The 25,458-nt window shown below is 62.5% G+C and carries 21 protein-coding genes; 10 read left to right on the top strand and 11 right to left on the bottom strand.

Annotated elements, in window-relative coordinates; genetic code table 11:
• Positions 1-273 precede the first annotated feature (273 nt).
• The 3 genes from ACMGG8_RS30160 to ACMGG8_RS30150 form a co-directional block, all read right to left on the bottom strand.
• Positions 274-1,899 carry an ABC transporter substrate-binding protein gene (locus tag ACMGG8_RS30160; protein ID WP_060837525.1) on the bottom strand — a complete coding sequence of 542 codons (1,626 nt, stop codon included), beginning with the start codon at positions 1,897-1,899 and terminating at the stop codon, positions 274-276.
• A gap of 805 nt (positions 1,900-2,704) precedes the next feature.
• Positions 2,705-3,268, bottom strand: a complete 564-nt coding sequence (locus ACMGG8_RS30155) for a cupin domain-containing protein (protein WP_060837526.1) — start codon at positions 3,266-3,268, stop codon at positions 2,705-2,707.
• A gap of 193 nt (positions 3,269-3,461) precedes the next feature.
• Positions 3,462-4,178, bottom strand: coding sequence for an SIMPL domain-containing protein (locus tag ACMGG8_RS30150; RefSeq protein WP_060842480.1), 717 nt, complete (start codon positions 4,176-4,178; stop codon positions 3,462-3,464).
• Positions 4,179-4,408: 230 nt separating this feature from the next.
• Between ACMGG8_RS30150 and ACMGG8_RS30145 the strand changes: the two genes are divergently transcribed.
• The 3 genes from ACMGG8_RS30145 (at position 4,409) to ACMGG8_RS30135 (ending at position 8,050) form a co-directional block, all read left to right on the top strand.
• Positions 4,409-5,671, top strand: coding sequence for an ATP-binding protein (locus ACMGG8_RS30145; RefSeq protein WP_060837528.1), 1,263 nt, complete (start codon positions 4,409-4,411; stop codon positions 5,669-5,671).
• Positions 5,664-6,224 carry a response regulator transcription factor gene (locus ACMGG8_RS30140; RefSeq protein WP_016968400.1) on the top strand — a complete coding sequence of 187 codons (561 nt, stop codon included), beginning with the start codon at positions 5,664-5,666 and terminating at the stop codon, positions 6,222-6,224. The genes ACMGG8_RS30145 and ACMGG8_RS30140 overlap by 8 nt, the downstream gene beginning before the upstream one ends.
• Positions 6,225-6,322: 98 nt before the next feature.
• Entirely contained in the window at positions 6,323-8,050 is a 1,728-nt protein-coding gene (locus ACMGG8_RS30135) for an ABC transporter ATP-binding protein/permease (protein WP_414158909.1), read from the top strand.
• 89 nt (positions 8,051-8,139) lie between these two features.
• On the opposite strand, the gene ACMGG8_RS30130 is transcribed toward ACMGG8_RS30135, so the two are convergent.
• Together ACMGG8_RS30130 and ACMGG8_RS30125 are read right to left on the bottom strand one after the other, a co-directional pair.
• Positions 8,140-8,331, bottom strand: a complete 192-nt coding sequence (locus ACMGG8_RS30130; protein ID WP_060837530.1) for a hypothetical protein — start codon at positions 8,329-8,331, stop codon at positions 8,140-8,142.
• A 13-nt stretch (positions 8,332-8,344) separates the two neighbouring features.
• Positions 8,345-9,985 (bottom strand): phospholipase, encoded by a 1,641-nt coding sequence (locus ACMGG8_RS30125; protein WP_414158908.1) that lies wholly within the window; start codon positions 9,983-9,985, stop codon positions 8,345-8,347.
• A gap of 165 nt (positions 9,986-10,150) precedes the next feature.
• On the opposite strand from ACMGG8_RS30125, the gene ACMGG8_RS30120 reads away from it, so the two are divergent.
• Positions 10,151-11,092 carry an AEC family transporter gene (locus tag ACMGG8_RS30120; protein ID WP_060842483.1) on the top strand — a complete coding sequence of 314 codons (942 nt, stop codon included), beginning with the start codon at positions 10,151-10,153 and terminating at the stop codon, positions 11,090-11,092.
• A 68-nt stretch (positions 11,093-11,160) separates the two neighbouring features.
• Here ACMGG8_RS30120 and ACMGG8_RS30115 read toward each other — a convergent pair whose 3' ends face one another.
• The 6 genes from ACMGG8_RS30115 to gatC all read right to left on the bottom strand — a co-directional run bounded on the left by ACMGG8_RS30115 (position 11,161) and on the right by gatC (position 16,426).
• A complete protein-coding gene (locus ACMGG8_RS30115; protein WP_060837533.1) occupies positions 11,161-11,541 on the bottom strand; it encodes a carboxymuconolactone decarboxylase family protein in 381 nt (126 codons plus the stop codon).
• The gene (locus tag ACMGG8_RS30110; protein WP_108544251.1) at positions 11,538-12,602 is read right to left on the bottom strand and encodes a calcium/sodium antiporter; all 1,065 of its coding nucleotides are present in this window, start codon (positions 12,600-12,602) and stop codon (positions 11,538-11,540) included. The genes ACMGG8_RS30115 and ACMGG8_RS30110 overlap by 4 nt, the downstream gene beginning before the upstream one ends.
• A 50-nt stretch (positions 12,603-12,652) precedes the next feature.
• The gene (locus tag ACMGG8_RS30105) at positions 12,653-13,027 is read right to left on the bottom strand and encodes a septal ring lytic transglycosylase RlpA family protein (RefSeq protein ID WP_060837535.1); all 375 of its coding nucleotides are present in this window, start codon (positions 13,025-13,027) and stop codon (positions 12,653-12,655) included.
• 187 nt (positions 13,028-13,214) lie between these two features.
• Positions 13,215-14,660, bottom strand: a complete 1,446-nt coding sequence (gatB, locus tag ACMGG8_RS30100; RefSeq protein ID WP_060842485.1) for an Asp-tRNA(Asn)/Glu-tRNA(Gln) amidotransferase subunit GatB — start codon at positions 14,658-14,660, stop codon at positions 13,215-13,217.
• 10 nt (positions 14,661-14,670) lie between these two features.
• Positions 14,671-16,122, bottom strand: coding sequence for an Asp-tRNA(Asn)/Glu-tRNA(Gln) amidotransferase subunit GatA (gatA, locus tag ACMGG8_RS30095; RefSeq protein ID WP_060842486.1), 1,452 nt, complete (start codon positions 16,120-16,122; stop codon positions 14,671-14,673).
• 16 nt (positions 16,123-16,138) lie between these two features.
• A complete protein-coding gene (gatC, locus tag ACMGG8_RS30090; protein WP_041115970.1) occupies positions 16,139-16,426 on the bottom strand; it encodes an Asp-tRNA(Asn)/Glu-tRNA(Gln) amidotransferase subunit GatC in 288 nt (95 codons plus the stop codon).
• A gap of 211 nt (positions 16,427-16,637) precedes the next feature.
• Between gatC and mreB the strand changes: the two genes are divergently transcribed.
• The 6 genes from mreB (at position 16,638) to ACMGG8_RS30060 (ending at position 25,439) form a co-directional block, all read left to right on the top strand.
• Entirely contained in the window at positions 16,638-17,675 is a 1,038-nt protein-coding gene (mreB, locus tag ACMGG8_RS30085) for a rod shape-determining protein MreB (protein ID WP_002555108.1), read from the top strand.
• 142 nt (positions 17,676-17,817) lie between these two features.
• Complete coding sequence (mreC, locus tag ACMGG8_RS30080) at positions 17,818-18,906, top strand: rod shape-determining protein MreC (RefSeq protein ID WP_082729176.1); 1,089 nt, start codon at positions 17,818-17,820, stop codon at positions 18,904-18,906.
• Positions 18,906-19,397, top strand: coding sequence for a rod shape-determining protein MreD (mreD, locus tag ACMGG8_RS30075; protein ID WP_016963426.1), 492 nt, complete (start codon positions 18,906-18,908; stop codon positions 19,395-19,397). Before mreC ends, mreD begins: the two co-directional genes overlap by 1 nt.
• Positions 19,398-19,440: 43 nt before the next feature.
• A complete protein-coding gene (locus ACMGG8_RS30070; protein ID WP_060837538.1) occupies positions 19,441-20,046 on the top strand; it encodes a Maf family protein in 606 nt (201 codons plus the stop codon).
• Between the two features lie 56 nt (positions 20,047-20,102).
• The gene (gene rng, locus ACMGG8_RS30065) at positions 20,103-21,560 is read left to right on the top strand and encodes a ribonuclease G (RefSeq protein WP_060837539.1); all 1,458 of its coding nucleotides are present in this window, start codon (positions 20,103-20,105) and stop codon (positions 21,558-21,560) included.
• A gap of 75 nt (positions 21,561-21,635) precedes the next feature.
• Positions 21,636-25,439: a YhdP family protein gene (locus ACMGG8_RS30060; RefSeq protein ID WP_414158907.1), complete on the top strand. Its 3,804-nt coding sequence runs from the start codon at positions 21,636-21,638 to the stop codon at positions 25,437-25,439.
• Positions 25,440-25,458: the final 19 nt, after the last annotated feature.

Genomic DNA, 25,458 nt, shown 5'->3' with positions numbered 1-25,458 from the left:
TGGACCATGGCTCCTTCCTGGAGCCTGTACAGGTCATTGATGCCAAACCATGGCTGTAGCAAATGCCCGCCGACAGACGCAGTCTTGCCTCGCCTCGACGTTAAGGGTCGAAGGCCGGGGCGTATATCCGCTGTGCCTGAAAGCCCTGTAAGAATCGGCTCAAAATTCGTGGGACCGCTCTTTGTCGAGGCGGTGTGTCGAAGGTAGGCCGGGTGCTTACGGTGTGGGCCGGTAAAACAACGGCGACGTCAGCGACGCCGCCGTTGCCGGGCCTTATTTGCCGATGCTGACACCATAGAAGGAGTTCAAGCCAAAGGGGCTGATCTTGAAGTCCTGCACGTTGGCGCGCATGGGTTGGAACACCGTCGAGTGTGCGATAGGTGTCATCGGAACGGCGTCTTTGAGGATGTGTTGCGCCTGCTTGTACAGCTCGGTGCGTTTGGCCACATCCGACGTGGCCTTGGCTTGCTTGATCAGCGCGTCGTAAGGCTTGTCGCACCATTTCGAGAAGTTGTTGCCATTGAGCGCATCGCAGCCGAACAGGGTGCCGAGCCAGTTGTCGGGGTCACCGTTGTCACCGCTCCAGCCGATGATCATGGCCTGGTTCTCGCCGCCCTTGGAGCGTTTGATGTACTCGCCCCACTCGTAGCTGACGATGTTGACCTTGAGCCCGATCTTGGCCCAGTCGGATTGCAGCATTTCAGCCATCAGCTTGGCGTTGGGGTTGTAGGGGCGCTGTACCGGCATGGCCCACAGGGTGATCTGGGTCCCTTCCTTGATACCGGCTTCCTTGAGCAGCTGCTTGGCTTTCTCGGGGTCGTACTTGGCGTCCTTGATGCTGGTGTCATAGGACCATTGGGTCGGCGGCATGGCGTTGACCGCCAGCTGGCCCGCGCCCTGGTAGACGGAGTCGATGATTTGCGGCTTGTTGACGGCCATGTCCAGGGCCTGGCGAACCTTGAGGTCGGCCAGCGGGTTGGCGTCGGTACGGCCCTTGAGCACCGGCATCACGTTGTAGGCGATGTAGCCGAGGTTGAAGCCTGCCTGTTCAGGCATCTTCAGGTCCTTGTCTTCCTTGAGGGCCTTGAGGTCGGCCGGACGCGGGAACAGGGTCACCTGGCATTCGTTCTTCTTCAGCTTTTGAATGCGCACCGATGGGTCGGTGGTGATGGCGAAGATCAGGTTGTCGATCTTCACGTCTTCAGGCTTCCAGTAGTCCTTGTTGCCGGTGTAGCGGATGTTGGAGTCTTTCTGGTAGCTCTTGAACACGAACGGGCCAGTGCCGATCGGCTTCTGGTTGATGTCGCTGGTCTTGCCTTCCTTGAGCAGCTTGTCGGCGTACTCGGCAGACTGGATGGAGGCGAAGCTCATGGCCAGGTTCTGGATGAATGCGGCGTCCACGGTCTTGAGGGTGAACTTGACGGTCTTGTCGTCGACTTTCTCGACCTTGGTGATGTTGGTGTCCATCCCCATGTCGGTGAAGTACGGGAATTCGGTGGGGTAGGCCTTACGGAACGGCATGTCTTTGTCGAGCATGCGGGTGAAGGTGAACACTACGTCGTCGGCATTGAAGGTGCGGGTCGGGGTGAAGTACGGCGTGGTGTGGAACTTGACGCCTTCACGCAGATGGAAGGTATAGGTCAGACCGTCGTCCGAGATGTCCCAACTGGTGGCCAGGCCCGGGATGACGGCGGTGCCGCCCCGTTCAAACTGGCTGAGGCGGTTGTACAGGGTTTCGGCTGAGGCGTCGAAGTCGGTTCCGGTGGTGTACTGGCCTGGGTCGAAACCGGCCGGGCTCCCTTCAGAGCAGAACACCAGGTTAGTCGCCGCGTGGGCGAAGGGGGCGCTGGCAAGCAAGCCGGCGCTGACTAAGAACGGAAGGACTGCTTTCTTGAACATGGTGGCCTCATGATTTGTTGTCATTTTTGGTGTAGAGGGCGACCTTGTGAGTCGACCCGCCGATACTTATGCAGGCCCCATACCCAATGCAAGATGCGGGGCTGTCACAAGTCTCAAAGAGTGGAACGAACGTACAGGAATGACGCATTTGTATAAAACTTGACGCATTTGACCGTTTGCGCGGGGTGTTTCTGGTGCATACGTCGCCTTTTTCTTGGGCAGGCAGGGCGGGCCGTGCCTCCAATGGGGGCGTCGCTGGCGCGGGTGCCGACCGGCTGCCGCCAGGCCCTGGCTGGCGCACACAGGGGCGCGGCGCATTCGCCTGAGCGGATAACGGTGTTCGTTTGGTTAGGGGAGGCCGTGGGAGACGGATGCCCGGGACCTTGCAGGCGATGGCGAGTGAACAGCGCATCGTCGGCGGTGTGGGAGTCTTGGCTCGCAGTGAGGTTGTCACTGTGGAGGTTGCGGGAGGCGTTCGACCGTCCGCAGGGGTGGGTCAGCCTCGTTGTTTGCCAAACCTGAAGCGCAAAGGTCTTACACATGCAAACCTCATTTTTTCTTCTTCTAGGGCAGATCTGAGGATTGGCCTTGTGGGCCGTGGCAACTCGCCTTGCTATGGGGCGTTGATCCAGCCCCATTGACCCTGTGCGGCGACGGCGATCGCTTGTTATGTGATTGATTGTCGATTCGCCGATGCCGAAATTAAGTCATGCTGAAATCGTGGTCAACGAAAATTAAGCCTCACTAACATTTCTCTGCGCAGCAGTGCCGCTTCTGAGGTTCCATTGACGGCTGTGGACTTGGCTCAGGCCGCCGAATGATCGTCGAACAGGCCCATGGTGGTGACGGTCAGCACTTCCGCCGGGCCAGGGCCTGCATTGGCCAGGAAATGGCTCTTGGTCGCGTCGAAGTGCACCGAGTCTCCGGCACTCAGCGGGTATTGCTGACCTTCGATGGTGTAGACGATCTGCCCGGAAAGCACGTACGAAAACTCCGAACCGTCATGGGAGATCAGCTCCGACTGATAACCCACCGGTATGTTCATCTTCACCGCATTGATCAGGTTGCCGGGAAAGGAACTGGACAGCCGTTCGTAGGCCAAAGGCTGGCCCTCGATGGTGTAGCGCACCCGCTTGCCGTCGTGGGAGTCGGGCTGCGCCTGAATCGGCTGGTCGAACAGGGCGTTCAGGGGAACGTTCAGAGACTTGGCAATGTTGACCAGGGAGGAGATGGAGACCCCGGTGAGGTTGCGTTCTGCTTGGGAGAGAAAACTGGCGGTCAGTCCCGATTCACTGGCGATCTGACGCAAGGTTTTCTTGGCGGCGCGGCGATAGCGACGCAGGCGTTCGCCGATGCGATCTGCGGTCATTGACGAGACTCTTATAGGAAAGGCGCAGTATACCCGGCGGACGTCAGTAACATCTGACCTGCCCCATACCGGGGCCATAACTCTAACATCAGCGAACCGAGTTCCCCGGGTCCGGATTGAAATAGTTGGTAATGAAAAACGGCGACAACCTTTCTGCAGAAGGTTATCGCCGCTGGAAGAGGCAGGGAAAGGGTTACGGCATCAGCACTTCGATGGCGCCATCGGCGGTCATGCTGACCTGGCTGGTGCCGGCTTCCACTTCCGGAGTCACCGGTGCCGAGTCCATGCTGGCGGCCTTCATCATCATCGGCGCGCGCATGTAGGGCTGTGGATAACCGTTGCTGTTGAGGTTCAGGTTGACGATCTTGTAGCCCTTGCCACCCAGGGCATCGGTGGCCAGTTGCGCGCGGGCCTTGAACGCCTTGACTGCGTCCTTGAGCAGGGCATCTTCGCTGGCCTTGCGGGTCGGATCGGCGATGGCGAAGTCCATGCCGCCCATTTTCAGGTCGCCCAGCAGCTCACCGGTGAGCTTGGACAGCGCGGCGAAGTCGGAGCTTTCCAGGCGCAGTTCGGCGCGTTCACGCCAGCCGGTGATCTTCTGCCCCTTGCCGTCGTAGATCGGGTAGCTGTTGCGGCTGCCCTGGCGCAGGGTCACGTCCTTGACCTGGCGGGCCTGCTCCAGGGCCTTGTTCATGGTGGTGGTGATTTCCGTGGCGAGCTTGGCCGGGTCGCTGTTCTGCGATTCGCTGTAGAGGGTCACGATCATCAGGTCGCGGGCCACTTCCTGGCTGACTTCGGCGCGCAGGGAAATCTGGTTGTAGTGCAGTTCATCGGCGGCCAGGGCGGGCAGGCTGGTGAGCGTGCCGGTGCTGAGGGCCAGAAGGGCGAGGCTGCGACTGAAATGCTGCATGGAAACTCCTTGAGTGCGGTCCGCAGGGTTGATCCCGACCTGCGTGAAACCTTCAGACAGGTAAGGCAGTGGCAAGTTTCAAGTCGCAAGCGGCAAGCCACTACGCTTGTAGCTGAAAGCCTGCGGCTTGCAACTGTTTTTCTGTGACGCTTTGCCGCAGTTTTGCCTGCGTCGGCGGCTGCTTGGTTATACTCCCGCCGATTGCCCTGGAGCGCTCATCAGGAGAGCTCATGCTCGCCCCCGTAAAATTGCTGTCCGCCACCCGTCAGAATCTCTGGCGGCTGACCTTCATCCGCACCCTGGTGCTGGCCGCTCAGGCCGGTTCGGTAGGGCTCGCCTATTGGCTGGACCTGTTGCCCCTGCCCTGGCTGCAACTGGGCGTGACCCTGATGTTTTCCATGGTGCTCTGTGCCTTCACGGCCATCCGCCTGCGCACCTCGTGGCCGGTGACGGAGCTGGAATATGCCCTGCAACTGGCCTGTGACCTGTTTATCCACAGCGTGCTGCTGTACTTCTCCGGGGGGTCCACCAACCCCTTCGTCTCCTATTACCTGGTGCCCCTGACGATCGCCGCAGTGACCTTGCCCTGGCGCTATTCGGTGGTGCTCTCGGGAATTGCGCTGACGCTCTACACCTTGCTGCTGGCCCGCTTCTACCCCTTGCAGACCTTCCCCATCGCCCGGGAAAACCTGCAGGTCTATGGCATGTGGCTGAGCTTCGCCCTGGCGGCAGCAGTGATCACCTTCTTCGCCGCGCGCATGGCCGAAGAGCTGCGCCGCCAGGAAGAGCTGCGGGCGATCCGCCGCGAAGAGGGGCTGCGGGATCAGCAATTGCTGGCCGTGGCGACCCAGGCCGCCGGCGCCGCCCATGAGTTGGGTACACCGCTGGCGACCATGAGCGTATTGCTCAAGGAAATGCGCCAGGACCATCCCGACCCGCTGTTGCAGGATGACCTCAGTGTGCTCCAGGACCAGGTCAAGCTGTGCAAGGAAACCCTGCAACAGCTGGTGCGCGCCGCCGAGGCCAATCGCCGGCTGGCGGTGGAGATGCAGGACGTCACCCAGTGGCTGGACGAAGCCTTGAATCGCTGGCACCTGATGCGCCCCGAGGCCAGCTACCGCTTTCATCTCCTGGGAGAGGGGCCGGTGCCGCGCCTGGCGCCGCCGCCGGACCTGACCCAGGCCTTGCTCAATCTGTTGAACAATGCAGCCGATGCCTGTGCCGAGGGCCTGGAAGTGCGCCTGGACTGGGATGCGGAAAACCTCACCATCAGTATTCGCGACCACGGCGCCGGAGTACCCTTGGCCATCGCCGAGCAGATCGGCAAGCCGTTTTTTACCACCAAGGGCAAAGGCTTCGGCCTGGGCCTGTTTTTGAGCAAGGCCAGCGTGACCCGTGCTGGCGGCTCAGTGAAACTCTACAGTCATGAGGAAGGCGGAACGCTCACTGAGCTGCGCCTGCCCCGTGCCGCCCGAGGAGACGACCATGAGTGAAGAGATCCAAGTCGAAGGCGAAGAACTGCCGCATCTGTTGCTGGTGGACGATGACGCCACCTTTACCCGGGTCATGGCCCGGGCCATGAGCCGGCGGGGCTTTCGTGTCAGTACCGCGGGTTCTGCCGAGGAGGGCCTGAGCATCGCCCAGCAGGATCTGCCGGACTACGCCGCGCTGGACCTGAAGATGGACGGTGACTCCGGTTTGGTGCTGTTGCCCAAGCTGCTGGAGCTGGATCCGGAAATGCGTGTGCTGATCCTCACCGGCTACTCGAGCATTGCGACAGCGGTGGAGGCGATCAAGCGCGGCGCCTGCAACTACCTGTGCAAGCCGGCGGACGCCGATGATGTGCTGGCCGCACTGCTCTCCGAACACGCTGACCTGGACACCCTTGTGCCGGAAAACCCGATGTCCGTGGACCGCCTGCAATGGGAGCACATTCAGCGTGTGCTGACCGAGCACGAAGGCAATATCTCCGCCACCGCCCGCGCGCTGGGCATGCATCGCCGCACCTTGCAGCGCAAACTGCAGAAGCGCCCCGTCCGTCGCTGAACCGCGACTGAACGAATGTCCGCCGGACATCGTGAAAAAGCGAGCCGATCTACTAAGATCGGCTCAATGCTTGTCCTCCTTCCAATCGAGCCTCAACGATGAATCAGAACGCTGAATACTCTGCGGTCAACGATGCTGTGCGCGGTCAATTCTTCCGACGGGTCTGGGCCATGATCACTCCTTACTGGCGCAGTGAGGAAAAGGGCAAGGCCTGGTTGCTGCTGATTGCCGTGATTGGCTTGTCACTGTTCAGCGTGGCCATCTCGGTGTGGATCAACAGTTGGTACAAGGACTTCTACAACGCCTTGCAGAAGAAGGACGAGGCGGCCTTCTGGAGCCTGATCCTGTATTTCTGCGGGATCGCCGCGGTGGCAATTCTGGGGGCGGTTTATCGTCTCTACCTGACCCAGATGCTGACCATCCGCTGGCGGGCCTGGTTGACCGAAAGACACTTTGCCCGCTGGCTTGGCAACAAGAACTACTACCGGCTGGAGCAGGGCGGCTACACCGACAACCCGGACCAGCGGATTTCCGAAGACCTCAACAGCTTCACCAGCAATACCCTGTCCCTGGGCCTGGGGCTGATTCGCAACCTGGTCAGCCTGGTGTCGTTCTCGATCATCCTGTGGGGCGTGTCCGGCAGCATCGAGGTGTTCGGCTACACCATTCCCGGCTACATGTTCTGGTGTGCGCTGGTGTATGCCGCCGTCGGCAGCTGGCTGACCCACTTGATCGGACGTCGCTTGATCGGCCTCAACAACCAGCAACAGCGTTTTGAAGCCGATCTGCGTTTCTCCATGGTGCGGGTCCGGGAGAACGCCGAGAGTATTGCCCTGTACGACGGTGAGAAAAACGAAAACCAGCGCCTGAGCAACCGCTTCGGCAAGGTCTGGCACAACTTTTGGGACATCATGAAGGTGTCCAAGCGCCTGACCTTTTTCACCGCCGGCTACGGTCAGATCGCGATCATCTTCCCGTTCATCGTCGCCGCGCCGCGCTACTTCGCCGGCAAGATCGAACTGGGCGAGCTGATGCAGATCAACTCGGCCTTCGGCAACGTCCAGGAGAACTTCAGCTGGTTCATCAGCGCCTATTCGGATCTGGCGGCCTGGCGCGCCACCTGTGATCGTCTGCTGAGCTTTCGTCAGGCCATGAGCGAAAACGAAGAGTGCCCGCCGGCAATCGATGTGCAGCATCAGGGCGAGCAATTGCAAGTGCGTGACCTGAGCCTGGACCTGGCAGACGGCCGTCATCTGCTGGCCGGAGCCCAGATGACCGTGCATCCCGGTGAGCGGTTGATGCTCAGTGGCCGCTCCGGCAGTGGCAAGAGCACCTTGCTGCGCGCCATGGGACGGTTATGGCCGGCAGGACGTGGCAGCATTCTGCTGCCCAATCAGCGTTACCTGTTCCTGCCGCAGAAACCTTACCTGCCCATTGGCAGCCTGCGTGACGCCTTGAGTTATCCACAAGCCGGCGACAGCTATGCCCAGGAGCGTTATGCACAGGTCCTGGAGACTTGCCGCCTGCCGCACCTGGTTGCGCGCCTGGACGAAAGCAACCACTGGCAACGCATGTTGTCCCCGGGTGAACAGCAGCGTCTGGCCTTTGCCCGGGCGCTGCTCTATGCGCCGCAATGGCTGTACATGGATGAGGCGACCTCGGCCATGGATGAGGAAGACGAGGCCAGCCTGTACCAGGCACTGATCGATCAACTGCCGGGCTTGAGCATTGTCAGTGTCGGCCACCGCAGCAGTCTCAAGCGTTTCCACCCGCGGCATGTGCGCATCGAGCAGGGGCATCTGCAGGAGCAGGTTGTCACCGCTTGAGGGCGCTGCCGGCAGGGCGCCGCTGGCCCCAGGCTCATGGCGTAGCCATGGCGCTGAGGCCGTTTCGCGGGCAAGCCCGCTAGGGGCGATCAGGGCTGATGGAGGATCGAACGGTCGACGCGGACGGCCAGTTGGCCACTGCCCGGCTTGGCGTTGAACACCACCTTGCCGTGTTCATCCACGCGGGCCCGGGCAATGGGCGCGCCATTGAGCAACAGCTCCAGCGGTGCATCCTTCAGGGATTGGCCGGAGGCCAGTTGCAGGTTCAGGTTGATTGTCATGGTGATGTCCTTATCAGGCGTTGCGATCGATGAAGCGACTGGCGTTCTTGTCGATGGAGCCGATCAGCTCCGGTGAGCCTCCGCGAAACTGACGGAACACATTGCGTCCGCTGGCGCTGCTGTTGTGGGTGCCAGGCGGGATGTTCAGGGTGGGCTGGAAGCTGTCGCTCAGTTCGACATAGGCCGACCAGGGGCCGATGTAAGACTCGTTCAAGCCGTTGGTTTCGCTGAGGGCATAACGCACTGCCTGGCCTGGCAGCCAGTTGGGTTCACTGGGGCTGTGGCTCTGCCAGCCGTCGGCGAGGATCGACGGCACTGCGCTTGGAGTGTCCAGATAGCCCGCCGGTTTGTTCGGGCTGTAGTTCTTCAGCAGCAGGTAGGTGCTCCAGCCCCACCAGTTGTCGATGGTCTTGTTGTCGTTGAGGTTGTTGACGTCGCTGCGGCGCAGCACTTTGTCCCCGCTCATCACGAACAGTGGCGAGAAATTGCCGGTTTTCGCTGCGTTCAGATCCGGCAGTGCCTGAAGCGCCCCATAGCTGCCGGCAGCTGGCAAGTTGCCGCTCAGGTAGCAGACGAAGATCTCATCCGCCGAACGCTGTACGGCCTGCTTCACCTGCTGGCGATTGCGGTGATCGACGCTGTCGAAGTAGCGCTTGTCGCCGTAGGCATGCCAGCGCTCGCCCAGGGCGTTGCTGACATTGAGGCCGAACTTGCTGTCTTCGTCGTGCATGAAGCGGGTGATCAACGAGCCCAGGTCGCTGGGGGTGACCACCGCGGCCAGTTGCTTGCGTGGCACGCGGACATGGCCCGCGGAAAACAGGTCGGTGAGGAAGTGGTCGGCGAAGGCGTTCATCGCGTAGGCCAGTTCCAGTTGCTTGTCGTCCGCGGTTTTGCCCGCCAGAGCCGCCTGTTGCAGGGCGGCGGTATGCCCGGCGACATAGGCGGCCAGGGCCCATTCGCCAAAGTGGTCGGCGTTGTTGGCCGCCAGCTTCAGGTAGCGGCCCAGGGGGAACAGGGCGGACACCACGCTGCCGCCGCCGGTAATCCGGTTCCACTCTTCGGACAAGGTATCGCCCAGGGCGTCATAGGCTTCATGGGGCTGTTTGCCGTCGCGGATCGCCTGATTGGCGGCGAGGACTTCCTTCTGCATCACGGCCAGGATCTGCCGGGCTTCGTCCCTGGATGCCGGCAGCACCGCGAGGGAATTGAAGGCGGCGTTGAAACGCTGCACCCGCTCGGCGGCGGTGGCGCCGTCACAGATGGGTTGCTCGGGAATGCCGTAGAAGTCGCCTCCCAGGGCCACCACCTGGCCGTAGGTCAGGGCCAGGCCGTTGGGCAGGTGCAGTTCGACCTGCCAGGCGGGAATGGCCGGGCCATCCTTGACGAAGCGCAGCAGGGTACTGTCACCGATGGCGGTGTGTTCGCCCCCCTCGAAACGCAATTGTGGCGATGCCTTGCGGGGGGTGTGCGCTGGCAGGGGAAGGTCTTGCGGACGGTGGTACTTGACGGTGTGGTGGCCGTCGGCGGTCAGCACCAGGGTGTCGCCATCGCCGGTGATGGCGATGCCCTGTTCACTGAACAGGTGATCCAGGTCGGCAATGATCTGGCCCGCCGGTTGTGACTGTTGCTGCATCTGTGCAGAGATTCCTGACATTTCTAGCTCCTTGATATGTCATGGTCATGCTTGGTTTTACTGTATGTATATACAGTTATTTTCAGCATAATCGAAAATCACCGGGCGTCAAGAAGCCGATTGCGACGGCATTGTTCGATTGGATTATCATTAGCGCCCTAACGACAGGCTCAAGGTCCCCCGCGCATGCTGGCAATCTTCTTCGAAACCCTGAGCATCACCGCGCCGGTCTTTGCCATGCTGTTTCTTGGGCTGGTGCTCAAGCGCGTCGGCTGGATTAACGACAGCTTCATCCACACCGCGTCGGCCCTGGTCTTCAACGTCACCATGCCGGCGCTGTTGTTTCTCGGCATCGTCCACGCCGATCTGCATGCCTCGTTAAAACCCGGGGTGCTGATCTACTTTTCCGTGGCCACCCTGGCCTGTTTCGTCCTTGCCTGGTGCTGGGCTATCTGGCGCTGTCCCAAGGAGGATCGGGGGATCTATACCCAGGGGGCATTTCGCGGCAACAACGCGATCATCGGTCTGGCCCTGGCGGCCAGCATGTACGGGGATTACGGGATTTCCCTGGGGGCGTTGCTCGCGGCGCTGGTGATTCTGTTCTACAACACCCTGTCGACCGTTGTCCTGGCGGTCTACAGCCCGGTGATCAAGTCCGATCCCTGGAGCATCTGCAAGAGCGTGTTCAGCAATCCCTTGATCGTCAGCGTGCTGGTGGCCGCGCCGTTCGCCTATTGGCAGATCGGCCTGCCCGGCTGGCTGGAAACCTCGGGCCGCTATCTGGCGCAGATGTCCCTGCCCCTGGCGTTGATCTGCATTGGCGGCACGCTGTCCCTGGCGGCTTTGCGCAACAGTGGGCGGATGGCCATGAGTTCGAGCTTGCTGAAGATGGTGAGCCTGCCGACGCTGGCCACCTTCGGCGCCTGGCTGTGCGGGTTTCGTGGTGCGGAGCTGGGGATTCTGTTTCTGTATTTTGGCAGCCCCACCGCGGCGGCGAGCTTTGTCATGGCCAGGGCGGCCAATGGCAATCATGAGCTGGCGGCAGCCATTATCGTCATCACCACGGTGATGGCGGCGGTGACCACCAACATCGGGATCTTTGTCTTGCAGTGGGGCGGGTGGATCTGACGCTGTTCGCCGGCCAGCCGGCTCCTACAGGGCGCGGGTAGGAGCCGACTGGCCGGCGAACAGCGGGTTCACTGCGCTTGTTGATAGGTGTCTATCACTTCCTGGGCGGCGCGAAACGCATCGATGGCCGCCGGCACTCCGGCATACACCGCGCAATGCAGCAAGGCTTCACGTATTTCTTCCACGGTGCAGCCATTGTTCAGGGCGCCGCGCACATGGCCTTTCAGCTCCTGCGGGCATTTCAGGGCGGTCAGGGTGGCCAGGGTGATCAGGCTGCGGGTTTTCAGCGGCAGCCCCTCACGATTCCATACCCCGCCCCAGGCATGCTCGTTGACGAAGTCCTGCAGCGGTTGGGTGAACTCGGTGGCGTTGCCCAGCGCGCGATCGACGAAGGCATCGCCCATCACCTGGCGACGCATTTGCAGTCCGCTTTTCTTGTTCTCGCTCATGGCGCTTCTCTCTTGTGTTGGCGGCGCCAGGCCCGTAGCGAACTGAACAGCAGAAACGCTACCAACGCTGGCAGGACGAAAAACAGCATCAAGTGTTCCAGCTTGCCGGCCAGCGGCATGCCCGTGGTGAAGGACACCACGTGCAGCCCGTAGGCCAGGTACAGCCCGAGAAACAGCAGGCCTTCGGCGCGGGTGATGCGATACCCCGAATAGAACACCGGCAGGCACAGCACGGCCACGCAGAGCAGTACCGGCAGATCGAAGTCCAGGGCGTTGGGCGAAACCGACAGTGGAGTCGGCGCGACCAGCGCGGTAAAGCCCAGTACGCCCAGCAGATTGAACAGGTTGCTGCCGATCACGTTGCCCACGGCAATGTCCCGCTGGCCCCGCACGGCGGCGAGCAGCGAGGTGGCCAGTTGCGGCAGGGAGGTGCTGACCGCGATCACGGTCAGTCCCATGACCCGTTCCGACAAGCCAAGGTCGTCAGCGACGGTGACCGCCGCTCCCAGTAGCAGATGGCCGGCGAACACCAGCAGCCCCAGACCCAGAAGCACCAGCAACATGCTGCTCAGGCGCGGGGCGTAACCACGGCGGTCGGTGGCGCTAGGCAGCGGCGGGCGTGCCGGGTGCCTGGATTGGCGCAGCAGCAGAACCAGATAGAGCAGCAGGGCCGCCAGCAGGATCAGGCCGTCGGAGGGGGTGAGGCGTTCGTTATAGGCCAGGACAAAGACCAGCGCACTGGCACCGATCATCAGCGGGATATCCAGGCGCACCAGCTGCCGGGACACTCGCAGGGGAATGATCAATGCCGAGAGGCCAAGGATCACCAGGATGTTGAAGATGCTGCTGCCGATCACGCTGCCCACGGCGATGTCGGTGTTGTCGGCCAGGGTCGCTTGCAGGCTGATGGCCATCTGTGGCGCGCTACTGCTGAAGGCGACGACGCTCAGGCCCATGATCAGCGGGCGCACCCGCAGGCGCGCCGACAGGCGCACGGCCGCGCGCACCAGCAGTTCGGCACCGGCGATCAGCATCACCAGGCCGCTGATGAGCTGGATCAGGCTGAGCAGGGGCAGTTCGGCAAAGGCGGTAATGGCTTGGGCTCCGTCGGTCAGTCGCTGAGGGCCTGGACCCGCACTTTGGCGGTCCCGCTGCGCAGCATGTCCAGCTGTTGCGCGGCGGCGCGGGACAGGTCGATCAGGCGGCCGCGGGTGTGCGGGCCACGATCGTTGATACGGACCACGACGCTCTTGTCGTTGCCCAGGTTGGTGACTTGCACTCGGGTGCCGAAGGGCAGTTCGCGGTGGGCGGCGGTCAGGCCGTTCTGATCGAAGGATTCGCCGCTGGCGGTGCGATTGCCGTGGTGGCGAGCGCCGTAATAGGAGGCCGTGCCGGTTTCGTCATAGCCCCGAGGGTCGATGACGTGGCTGGTGGCGCAGCCAGTGAGCAGAGCGAGCAGGGCGCTAGTGGCAACCAGACGCTTCATTCGGGGGCTCCGATGGTTGATGTGGCGAGGGAGCGGGCTCCCGCCGGTCTGTCTGGCAGACCGCAAGCCGGCGGCGATGTTCCTTGCAGGAATGACGCCGGCCGGTATGCCGTTGCTGCGCGACCGAACGGGAGCCCGCTCCCTCGTCACACGCAAGCGGCCCGGGCCGCTTGCGGTTAAACCGCGATCAGCCTTCGAGCTTGCTTTTCAGCAGTTCGTTGACCTGTTGCGGGTTGGCCTTGCCTTTGGATGCTTTCATCGCCTGGCCGACGAAGAAGCCGAACATCTTGCCGCGCTTGGCCTCATCGGCGGCGCGGTACTGTTCGACCTGTTCGGCGTTGGCCGCGAGCATTTCATCCAGCACCGCGGAGATCGCGCCGGTGTCGGTGACTTGCTTGAGGCCGCGCTTGTCGATGATCTCGTCAGCAGTGCCCTCGCCATTGGCCATGGCTTCGAACACGGTCTTGGCGATCTTGCCGGAGATGGTGTTGTCCTTGATCCGCAGCAGCATGCCGCCCAGCTGTTCGGCGGAAACCGGGGCTTCGTCGATTTCCAGGCCCTGCTTGTTCAGCAGGCTGCCCAGCTCGACCATGACCCAGTTGGCGGCGAGCTTGGCGTCACCGGCGATGCTGGCGACTTTCTCGAAGTAGTCCGCCTGTTCGCGGCTGGTGGCCAGGACGCTGGCGTCGTAGGTCGACAGGCCGAACTGCTCCTGGAAACGCTCGCGTTTCTGCGGTGGCAGCTCGGGCAGGGTGGCGCGCACCTGGTCGAGGAAGGCGTCCTCGATGACCACTGGCAGCAGGTCCGGATCGGGGAAGTAACGGTAGTCGTTGGCTTCTTCCTTGCTGCGCATCGGACGGGTTTCGTCCTTGTTCGGGTCGTACAGGCGGGTCTGCTGGATCACCTTGCCACCGTCCTCGATCAGCTCGATCTGGCGACGAATCTCGGAGTTGATGGCCTTCTCGATGAAGCGGAACGAGTTGACGTTCTTGATCTCGCAGCGGGTGCCGAACTCGACCTGGCCCTTGGGGCGGACCGAGACGTTGCAGTCGCAACGCAGCGAGCCTTCGGCCATGTTGCCGTCGCAGATGCCCAGGTAGCGCACCAGGGCGTGGATCGACTTGACGTAGGCCACGGCTTCCTTGGCGCTGCGCATGTCCGGCTCGGACACGATTTCCAGCAGCGGCGTGCCGGCGCGGTTCAGGTCGATGCCGGTAGAACCGTTGAACTCTTCATGCAGGCTCTTGCCGGCGTCTTCTTCCAGGTGCGCGCGGGTGATGCCGACGCGTTTCATGGTGCCGTCTTCCAGAGGGATGTCCAGGTGGCCCTTGCCAACGATTGGCAGCTCCATCTGGCTGATCTGGTAGCCCTTGGGCAGGTCCGGGTAGAAGTAGTTCTTGCGGGCGAACACGTTGTGCTGGCCGATCTCGGCGTCTACCGCCAGGCCGAACATCACCGCCATGCGCACCGCTTCCTGGTTCAGCACCGGCAGCACGCCGGGCATGCCCAGGTCGATCAGGCTGGCCTGGGTGTTGGGCTCGGCACCGAAGGCGGTGGAGCTACCGGAGAAAATCTTCGATTGAGTGGTGAGCTGGGTATGAATCTCCAGCCCGATCACGACTTCCCATTGCATGTGTGTCTCCTCAGAAGCCGGTTGGGGTGCGGGTGTGCCAGTCAGTGTTCAACTGATACTGGTGCGCAACGTTGAGCAAGCGGCCTTCCTGGAAATACGGGGCGAGCAGTTGCACGCCGACCGGCAAGCCGTCGACGAAACCGGCCGGCATCGACAGGCCCGGCAGGCCGGCGAGGTTGGCGGTGATGGTGTAGACGTCTTCCAGGTACGCAGCGACCGGGTCGCTGCTCTTGGCGCCGAGCTTCCAGGCCGGGTTGGGCGTGGTCGGGCCGAGGATGATGTCGACTTCGTTGAACGCGGTCATGAAGTCGTTCTTCACCAGGCGACGGATTTTCTGTGCCTTGAGGTAGTAGGCGTCGTAGTAGCCGGCGGACAGGGCATAGGCACCGACCATGATCCGGCGCTGGACTTCGCTGCCGAAGCCTTCGCCACGGGAGCGCTTGTACAGGTCTTCCAGGTTGGCCGGGTTCTCGCAACGGTAGCCGAAGCGCACGCCGTCGAAACGCGACAGGTTGGAGGAGGCTTCCGCAGGGGCGATCACGTAGTACGCAGGAATCGCGTGCTGCATGTTCGGCAGGCTGATTTCCTTGATCACCGCGCCGAGCTTTTCCAGCTCCTTGATGCTGTTGTGGATCAGCTCGGCGATGCGCGGGTCGAGACCGGCGCTGAAGTACTCCTTCGGCACGCCGATGCGCAGGCCCTGCAGCGAGCCGTTGAGGCCGGCGCTGTAGTCCGGCACCGGTTCATCGATGCTGGTGGAATCGTTCGGGTCGAAGCCGGCCATGCCTTGCAGCAGGATTGCGCAGTCTTCGGCGGTGCGGGCCAGCGGGCCACCCTGATCGAGGCTGGAAGCGTAGGCGATCATGCCCCAGCGGGAAACGCGACCGTAGGTCGGCTTCAGGCCGGTGAGGTTGGTGAAGGCGGCCGGTTGGCGGATCGAGCCGCCGGTGTCGGTGGCGGTGGCGGCCGGCAGCAGGCGTGCAGCAACCGCTGCTGCGGAACCGCCGGACGAACCGCCGGGCACGTGTTCCAGGTTCCACGGGTTCTTCACCGCGCCATACCAGCTCGACTCGTTGGCCGAGCCCATGGCGAATTCGTCCATGTTGGTCTTGCCCAGGGTCACGGCCCCGGCCGCAGCCAGCTTGGCGACCACGGTGGCGTCGTAGGGCGCCTTGAAACTGTCGAGCATCTTCGAGCCGCAGCTGGTGCGGATGCCCTGGGTGCAGAACAGATCCTTGTGGGCGATCGGCGCGCCCAGCAGCGCACCGCTCTCACCGTTGGCGCGACGGGCGTCGGCGGCCTGGGCCTGGCTCAGGGCCAGGTCCTGGGTGAGGCTGATGAAGCTGTTGATCTGCGGATCCAGCTGGGCGATGCGCGCCAGCAGGGTCTGGGTCAGTTCTACGGAAGAGAATTTCTTGTCGGCGAGTCCGCGGGCGATCTCGGCCAGAGTCATGTGATGCATTGCAGGCTCTTTCCCTTTAGTCGATGACTTTCGGAACCAGATACAGGCCGCTTTCGACCGCTGGTGCGATGGACTGATAAGCCTCGCGATGATTGGACTCGGTCACAACGTCTGCGCGCAGGCGCTGGCTGGCTTCCAGAGGGTGGGCCAGGGGCTCGATACCGTCGGTATCGACTGCCTGCATTTCATCCACCAGCCCGAGAATGCTGTTCAGGGCCAAGGTGATGTGTGGAAGATCGCCTTCATTGAGCTTGATGCTGGCCAAATGAGCGATTTTTTCCACGTCGGAGCGTTCAAGCGCCATGGGATTCTCCAGTGGAAAACAAAAACGGATTTCGTCCGCGTGTTAGATTGTCGGAACACTACCGCATTTCTACGGTCTTATGGCCGCGATTGTGGGGTTTGGTGCACAGAAAAGCGGCCAATTTAACATATTGGCGCCTTGCCCAAAATCCCTGTCGTTGTTAGAGTTTGCCGCACTTTTTTACCCACGCGTTGCCTAGGGTCCCTTTCCCATGTTCAAGAAACTGCGTGGCATGTTTTCCAGCGATCTTTCCATTGACCTGGGCACTGCCAACACCCTTATTTACGTGCGCGAGCGCGGTATTGTCCTGAATGAACCATCGGTTGTGGCCATTCGGACCCACGGTAATCAGAAAAGTGTTGTCGCGGTTGGTACTGAGGCCAAGCGCATGCTCGGTCGTACTCCGGGCAACATTGCCGCCATTCGTCCGATGAAGGACGGCGTGATCGCCGACTTCAGCGTCTGCGAAAAGATGCTGCAGTACTTCATCAACAAGGTTCATGAAAACAGTTTTTTGCAGCCCAGCCCTCGTGTGCTGATCTGCGTTCCATGCAAGTCCACCCAGGTTGAACGTCGCGCCATCCGTGAATCGGCCCTTGGTGCCGGTGCCCGTGAAGTGTTCCTGATCGAAGAGCCTATGGCCGCAGCCATCGGTGCCGGCCTGCCGGTTGAAGAAGCTCGCGGTTCGATGGTCGTGGACATCGGTGGCGGTACCACTGAAATCGCCCTGATCTCCCTGAACGGTGTGGTCTACGCCGAATCCGTGCGGGTTGGCGGCGACCGTTTCGACGAAGCGATCATCACCTACGTGCGCCGCAACTACGGCAGCCTGATCGGCGAGTCCACCGCCGAGCGCATCAAGCAGGAAATCGGCACCGCCTACCCGGGCGGCGAAGTGCGCGAAGTCGACGTGCGCGGTCGTAACCTGGCCGAAGGCGTGCCACGTGCCTTCACCCTGAACTCCAACGAAGTGCTGGAAGCTCTGCAAGAGTCCCTGGCAACCATCGTTCAGGCGGTGAAAAGCGCCCTGGAGCAATCGCCGCCGGAACTGGCCTCTGACATCGCCGAACGTGGCCTGGTGCTGACCGGTGGTGGCGCCCTGCTGCGTGATCTGGACAAGCTGCTGGCCCAGGAAACCGGTCTGCCGGTGATCGTCGCCGAAGATCCGCTGACCTGTGTCGCTCGCGGCGGTGGCCGTGCATTGGAAATGATGGACAAACACACCATGGACCTGCTCTCCAGCGAATAACTTCGCGGCGGGCATCTATGCTGTTGCGCTCACAGGCAGCACTTTGCAGTGCTGCCTGTGGCGTTTATCTTCTGTCAATCTGCATCCAGGCCGGTTTGATGCCGTATGAATAAACACAACATTTGCCTGGGAGGAGCGGCTTATTAAACCGCTTTTCGCCAAAGGCCCCTCATTAGGCGTGCGCCTCCTGGTGCTGGTCGTGCTGTCGGTCGCACTGATGGTGGTCGATGCCCGCTTCACACTGCTCAAGCCAGTGCGTAGCCAGATGTCGCTGGTGCTGATGCAGTCCTACTGGATCACCGACCTGCCGCAGCGGCTATGGCAAGGCGTGGCCAGTCAGTTCGGCAGTCGTACCGAACTGGTCGCTGAAAACGAAAAACTCAAGACCGAAAACCTGCTGCTGCAGGGGCGCATGCAAAAGCTTGCCGCCCTGACCGAGCAGAACGTGCGCCTGCGCGAACTGCTCAACTCCTCGGCACTGGTCAACGAGAAGGTCGAAGTGGCCGAGTTGATCGGCATGGATCCGAACCCCTTCACCCACCGCATCATCATCAATAAAGGTGAGCGCGATGGGGTCTTTCTCGGTCAGCCGGTGCTCGATGCCCGTGGCCTGATGGGCCAGGTGGTGGAGTTGATGCCCTACACGTCCCGCGTGCTGCTGCTCACCGACACCACCCACAGCATTCCGGTACAGGTCAATCGCAACGGTCTGCGCGCGATTGCCAGCGGCACCGGCAATCCGGAGCGCCTGGAACTGCGGCATGTGGCCGATACGGCGGATATAAAGGAAGGCGACCTGCTGGTCAGCTCCGGCCTCGGCCAGCGTTTCCCGGCGGGTTATCCGGTGGCCACGGTCAAGGAAGTGATCCACGACTCCGGCCAGCCGTTCGCCATCGTGCGGGCGGTGCCCACTGCCGCATTGAACCGCAGCCGTTACCTGCTGCTGGTGTTCAGCGATCCGCGTACCGCCGAGGAACGGGCCAACGATGCCGCCCAGGCCCAGGAAGCCCAGGATCAGCAAGGTGGCAACGCGGCGCCGGTGGTGCCGGCCACGGTGCCCAAGCCGGCGGCAAATGCTGCTGCACCCGCCAGCACGGCGCCCGCTGCGCCAGCAACTCCAGCCAAGCCCGCGGCCCACGCACCGGCCAAGCCGGTCCATAAACCCGTGGTGAAGCCTGCGGCAACCAAGCCTGCGGCAGCAGCACCGGCCACCACCGGAGGAAGAGAATAATGGCGGGCACCCCCTATTCACAAAACGGCTGGATCGTCTGGCTGACGTTCCTGATCGGCATGTTGCTCAGCGTGTCGCCACTGCCTCAGTTCATGGAAGTCCTGCGCCCGTTGTGGCTGGCCCTGTTGCTGGCTTTCTGGGCCCTGGCCCTGCCGCACAAGGTCGGCATGGTCACGGCCTGGTGCCTGGGGCTCGCGGAAGACGTGCTCTACGGCACCCTGCTGGGACAGAACGCACTGATTCTGACCCTGATCACTTTCCTTGTGCTGTCCTTGCAGCAGCGCCTGCGGATGTTCCCGATGTGGCAGCAAAGCCTGGTGATCCTGGTGATCTTCGGTCTGGCGCAGCTGGTCCAGCTCTGGCTCAGCGCCCTGACCGGCAATCGCCAGCCAACCCTGGCCCTGGTGCTGCCGGCCCTGGTCAGCGCCTTGTTATGGCCTTGGGTCAGCTTTGGCCTGCGTGGCTTGCGTCGACGTTTCAAAATCAACTAATTCGGTCAGGCATTGGCCCGCACCTCGACAGGGAGATGTCTTGATGAATCCGCTTTACCTCGCCTCCGGTTCGCCCCGTCGACGTGAGCTGCTCACCCAGATCGGCGTGCCGTTCACCGTCATCAGTGCCGATATCGATGAAACGCCGCTGGCCGACGAATCTCCGGCCGCCTATGTCGAGCGCCTCGCCCGGGGCAAGGCGGCTGCCGGCCGCGCCCTGATCACCAGCAGCGAGTCCCAGGCTCCGGCCTGTGTGCTGGGAGCCGATACCGCCGTGGTGCTCGATGGACGGATCCTGGGCAAGCCGCGGGACCAGGCCGACGCCCTGGACATGCTCATGGCCCTGTCCGGCCGCGAGCATGAAGTGTTGACCGCCATTGCCCTGCTCGACGGCGAGCGTTGCGAGTCGCGAGTGGTGCGCAGCCTGGTGCGTTTTCGTCCCGTTTCGGCAGCAGAGGCGGCGCTCTACTGGGCCAGTGGCGAGCCCCGGGACAAAGCCGGTGGTTATGCGATCCAGGGACTTGCAGCGGTGTTTGTCGCAGGGCTCAATGGCAGTTATTCCGCCGTGGTCGGCTTGCCGGTATGCGAAACCGCAGAATTGCTCGGCCATTTCGGCATACCCTGTTGGCAAAACCTTCCAGTGCGCTAAAGCGCCGTGTAAGACAGCTGCGGCCTTCTATGAACACGCCTGAACGAGACACTGCCATGAGTGAAGAGATTCTGATCAACATCACGCCGATGGAATCGCGGGTGGCGGTGGTCGAAAACGGAGTGCTGCAAGAGGTTCACGTCGAGCGCACCCAGCGCCGTGGCATCGTCGGCAACATTTACAAAGGCAAGGTGGTACGGGTTCTGCCCGGCATGCAGGCGGCCTTTGTCGACATCGGCCTGGATCGCGCGGCATTTATCCATGCCTCGGAAATCTCCACCCGCGAAGGCACGGCGGTGGAGAGCATCAGCGCCCTGGTCCATGAAGGGCAGAGCCTGGTGGTGCAGGTCACTAAGGACCCCATCGGCACCAAGGGCGCGCGCCTGACCACCCAGTTGTCGATTCCCTCGCGCTATCTGGTGTACATGCCTCGCACCGCCCATGTCGGCATCTCGCTGAAGATCGAGGACGAGGCCGAGCGCGAGCGCCTGAAACAGGTGGTCAGCGATTGCGTGGCCCAGGAAGGCATCAAGGAAGCGGGTGGTTTCATTCTGCGCACCGCCGCCGAGGGGGCCGGGGCCGACGAGATCCTCATGGACATCCGCTACCTGCGCCGGCTGTGGGATCAGATCGGTGCGCAGATCAAGACCATCGGCGCACCCAATGTGATCTATGAAGACCTGGGCCTGGCCTTGCGCACCCTGCGCGACCTGGTGAACCCGAAGATCGAGAAGATCCGCATCGACTCCCGGGAAACCTTCCAGAAGACCACGCAATTCGTGGCTGAACTGATGCCGGAAATTGCCGACCGCCTGGAACACTATCCCGGCGAGCGGCCGATCTTTGACCTGTACGGGGTCGAGGATGAAGTGCAAAGGGCGCTTGAACGCAAGGTGCCGCTCAAGTCCGGTGGCTATCTGGTGGTGGATCCGGCAGAAGCCATGACCACCATCGACGTCAACACCGGCGCCTTCGTCGGTCATCGCAATCTTGAGGAAACCATCTTCAAGACCAACCTCGAAGCCGCCACCGCCATTGCCCGGCAACTGCGCCTGCGCAACCTGGGCGGGATCATCATCATCGACTTCATCGACATGGAAGACGAAGAACACCAGCGCCAGGTGCTGCGGACCCTGGAGAAGCAGCTGGAGCGCGATCACGCCAAGACCAACATCATCGGCATCACCGAGCTGGGGCTGGTGCAGATGACCCGCAAACGCACCCGGGAAAGCCTGGAGCAGGTGCTCTGCGAGCCCTGCAGCAGTTGTCAGGGGCGGGGCAAGCTGAAGACCCCGGAAACCATCTGTTACGAAATATTCCGCGAAATTCTCCGCGAGGCCCGGGCTTATCAGGCAGAAGGGTACCGAGTGCTGGCCAATCAGAAAGTGGTGGATCGTCTGCTGGACGAAGAGTCGGGCAACGTTGCGGAGTTGGAAGGTTTTATCGGCCGGACCATCAGGTTCCAGGTCGAAACCATGTATTCCCAGGAACAATACGACGTGGTGCTGCTCTGAGTCCCCGTGTCTTACCTCAGTGGAAATGGCTGGCTTCAGCTTTCTGCATGACTTTTGCCGTGGGAGCCAACTGAAATGGAGCGGCTGATCCGTCTGTTCGCCACGCTGACTCGCTGGGGCCTGGGCCTGTGCGCGTTGCTGTTGGTGGTGATTGCCCTGTACGTCAGTCTGGGGCGGGAGCTGACTCCGTTGGTGGCCGAGTACCAGGCCGAGGTCGAAGCCAAGGTGCAGCAGGCTGTGGGCTTGCCGGTGCAGATCGGCAGTCTGGAGGGCCGCTGGAGCGGCTTGTCACCGATCCTGCTGGCCCACGATGTGACGGTGGGCGACGGGGCCAATGCCCTGCGCCTGGATCAGGTCAGCGTGGCCCCGGACATGCTCGGCAGCCTCCTGGCCCGGGACCTGCGCATAGGGCGCCTGGAACTCAGTGGCCTGAGCCTGAGCCTCAAGGAGGGCGCGGACGGCCAGTGGCAATTGCAGGGTCTGCCGATGCAGCAGGACCAGCCCATGGACCCGGAGCAACTGCTGACCCGCTTGCAGCAGGTCGCCGAGCTGTCCCTGCTGGACAGCCAGGTCACCTTGCTGCCGCAGGATCATGCGCCGCTGGCCCTGACCTATGTCGGCCTCAACCTGCGCACCGGTCCCAGCCGCCAGCGTCTTGACCTGCGTCTGACCCTGCCGGACGGGCAGCCCCTGGCCGTCAATCTGCGCACGCGGATCCAGGCGCAGGCTTGGCGCGACGCCCAGGCCGAGCTGTACTTGAGCCTGCCGCAAAGCGACTGGTCACGCTGGCTGCCGGCGCGTGTCACTCAGCAATGGAAACTCTCCGAACTCAAGGCCGGCGGTGAGCTGTGGCTGAACTGGGCCAAGGGTGGCGTGCAGAGCGCGGCGCTGCGCCTGAATGCGCCCCAGCTCACTGGCGCCTATGCCGAGCGCACGCCGGTCACCCTGAAGAACCTGGCGTTGAACGCCTTCTTCCAGCGCAGCGATCAGGGCATGCAGGTGCAACTGGACTCCCTGGCGCTGAGCCTTGGCGAGACCCGTTGGGAGTCGCGCCTGCAACTGCAGCAAACCCTGGCCGGCGACAATCAAGAAGAACTCTGGCATCTGCAGGCCGATCGCCTGGATCTGACACCGCTCACGCCGATCCTCAATGCCCTGGCACCCCTGCCGGAAGGCCTGGCCACCACTGTCGAGCGCTTGAAGGTCACCGGCGGGCTGCGCAATGTGCTGCTCGACTATCGCCCGCAGAACACCGGCGACCAGCGCCTGAGCTTCGCCGCCAACCTTGATCGGGTCGGCTTCGACGCCTATCACGGCGCTCCGGCGGCCCGCAATGTCAGCGGCAGCATCAGCGGCGACCTGGGGCAGGGCGAGCTGCGCATGGACAGCAAGGATTTCTCCCTGCACCTGTACCCGATCTTCGCCAAGCCCTGGCAGTACATCCAGGCCAACGCCACCCTGACCTGGAAACTGGACAAGCAAGGTTTCACCCTGATCGCTCCGTATCTCAAGGTGCTGGGGGAGGAGGGCAAGATTGCCGGCGATTTCCTGATCCGGCTGCACTTGGACCACAGCCAGGAAGACTACATGGACCTGCGGGTCGGCCTGGTGGAGGGCGATGGTCGTTACACCGCCAAGTACCTGCCCCAGGTACTCAGCCCGGCGCTGGATGAATGGCTGCGCACGGCGATTCTCAAGGGCGCGGTGGATGAGGGCTTCTTCCAGTACCAGGGCTCGCTGAACCATGACGCCATCGAAGCGGCTCGTAGCATCAGCCTGTTTTTCAAGGTGCATGACGCTGAATTGGCCTTCCAGCCGGGCTGGCCGCACCTGAGCAAGATCAGTGGCGATGTGTTCGTCGAAGACAGCGGCGTGCGCATCGTCGCCAGCAAGGGCCAGTTGTTGGACACCAAGGTGCGGGATGTCTTCGTCAACATTCCCCATGTGGCCAGCGGGCACAGCAGCCACATGTTGATCGACGGCAGTTTTGCCGGCGGCCTGGGCGATGGGGTGAAGATCCTGCAGGAGGCGCCGATCGGCACCGCCGCGACCTTTGCCGGCTGGCAGGGCGAGGGTGACCTGCAAGGCAAGCTGGATCTGGACATCCCGCTGGTCAAGGGCGAAGAGCCGAAGATCGTGGTGGATTTCAAGACCGACAAGGCGCGCCTCAAGCTCAGTGAGCCGGCACTGGAGCTGAGTCAGCTCAAGGGCGACTTCCGCTTTGACAGCAGCAAGGGGCTCAGTGGCGAGGGCATCAGTGCCCAGGCCTTCGACCGGCCGGTGAGCGCGCAGATTTTCGCCGATGGCAAGCCCGGCAAGCCCAATACGCGGGTGGTGGCCAAGGGGCAGGTGGCAATCAAGAAACTCACCGATTGGTTGCAGGTCAGCCAGCCGCTGCCGGTCTCTGGCGAGCTGCCCTATCAGTTGCAACTGAACCTCGATGGCGCCGACAGTCAGTTGATGGTCAGCTCCAGTCTCAAGGGGGTGGCGGTGGACCTGCCGGCACCGTTCGGCATGAGCGCCAGCACCGGTCGCAACAGTGTGTTCCGCATGACCCTGCAAGGGGCCGAGCGCCGCTACTGGTTCGATTACGGCGAGCTGGCCGACTTCACGTTCGCCGCCCCCAGCGGCAAGCTCGGCGAGGGCCGTGGCGAACTGTTTCTCGGCGACGGCGCGGCCTTGCTGCCCACCAGCAAAGGGCTGCGGGTGCGCGGAATCTTGTCCGAGCTGGACGTCGAGCCCTGGAAGAACCTGGTGGACCGCTATGCCGGGAAGGACCCGGGAGGCAGCGCCAAGCAGTTGCTCAGCAGTGCTGACTTCAAGGTCGGGACGCTCAGCGCCTTTGGCACCCGCCTGGATCAGGTCAACCTGCAGCTGACCCGGCAGCCCGCCGCCTGGACGTTGCAGATTGACAGTCAGCAGGCCAAGGGCACTGTCGGCATCCCCGATGCCAAGGCGGCGCCGATGGCGATCAATATGCAATACGTGCGCTTGCCGGCCGCAGACCCGGCGGCCCAGGCCGACGAGAATGCGCCCGATCCGCTGGCTTCGGTGGACCCCAAGAATGTGCCGCCGCTGGATATCGCCATCGAGCAACTGTTCCAGGGCCCGGACCTGATCGGCCGCTGGGCGCTCAAGGTGCGTCCTACCGCCAAGGGCATGAGCTTCAACAGCCTGGACCTGGGGCTCAAGGGCATGCAGCTGCAAGGCGAGGGTGGTTGGGAAGGCCAGGCCGGTGCCAGCAACAGCTGGTACCGCGGGCGCATTGGCGGCAAGAACCTGGCCGACGTGCTCAAGGGCTGGGGCTTTGCGCCCACGGTAACCAGCGAAGACTTTCATCTGGATGTTGACGGTCGCTGGCCGGGCTCGCCGGCCTGGGTCGGCCTCAAGCGCTACTCCGGCAGCCTGGACGCCACCTTGCGCAAGGGCCAGTTCGTTGAAGTCGAGGGCGGCGCCCAGGCGCTGCGGGTATTCGGTCTGCTGAACTTCAACTCCATCGGCCGGCGGCTGCGCCTGGACTTCTCCGATCTGTTCGGCAAGGGCCTGAGCTACGACCGGGTGCGTGGCGTGCTGGTGGCGAGCAACGGCGTCTATGTCACCCGAGAACCGATCACCCTGACCGGGCCGTCGAGCAATCTGGAGCTCAATGGCACCCTGGACATGGTGGCCGATCAGGTGGACGCCAAGTTGCTGGTGACCTTGCCGGTGACCAACAACCTGCCGATCGCCGCGCTGATTGTCGGCGCTCCGGCGGTGGGTGGGGCGCTGTTCCTGATCGACAAGCTGATCGGTGACCGCGTGGCGCGCTTCGCCAGCGTCAAGTACAACGTCAAGGGCCCGTGGAAAGAGCCGAAAATCACCTTCGACAAGCCGTTTTGAGAATCCTCGATTCGTGCCT

The sequence above is a fragment of the Pseudomonas sp. BNK-45 genome (assembly GCF_047456255.1).
Taxonomy (GTDB): Bacteria; Pseudomonadota; Gammaproteobacteria; order Pseudomonadales; family Pseudomonadaceae; genus Aquipseudomonas.
Note: the sequence above shows the minus strand (reverse complement) of the source record. Positions and strands in the feature narration are given on the sequence as shown.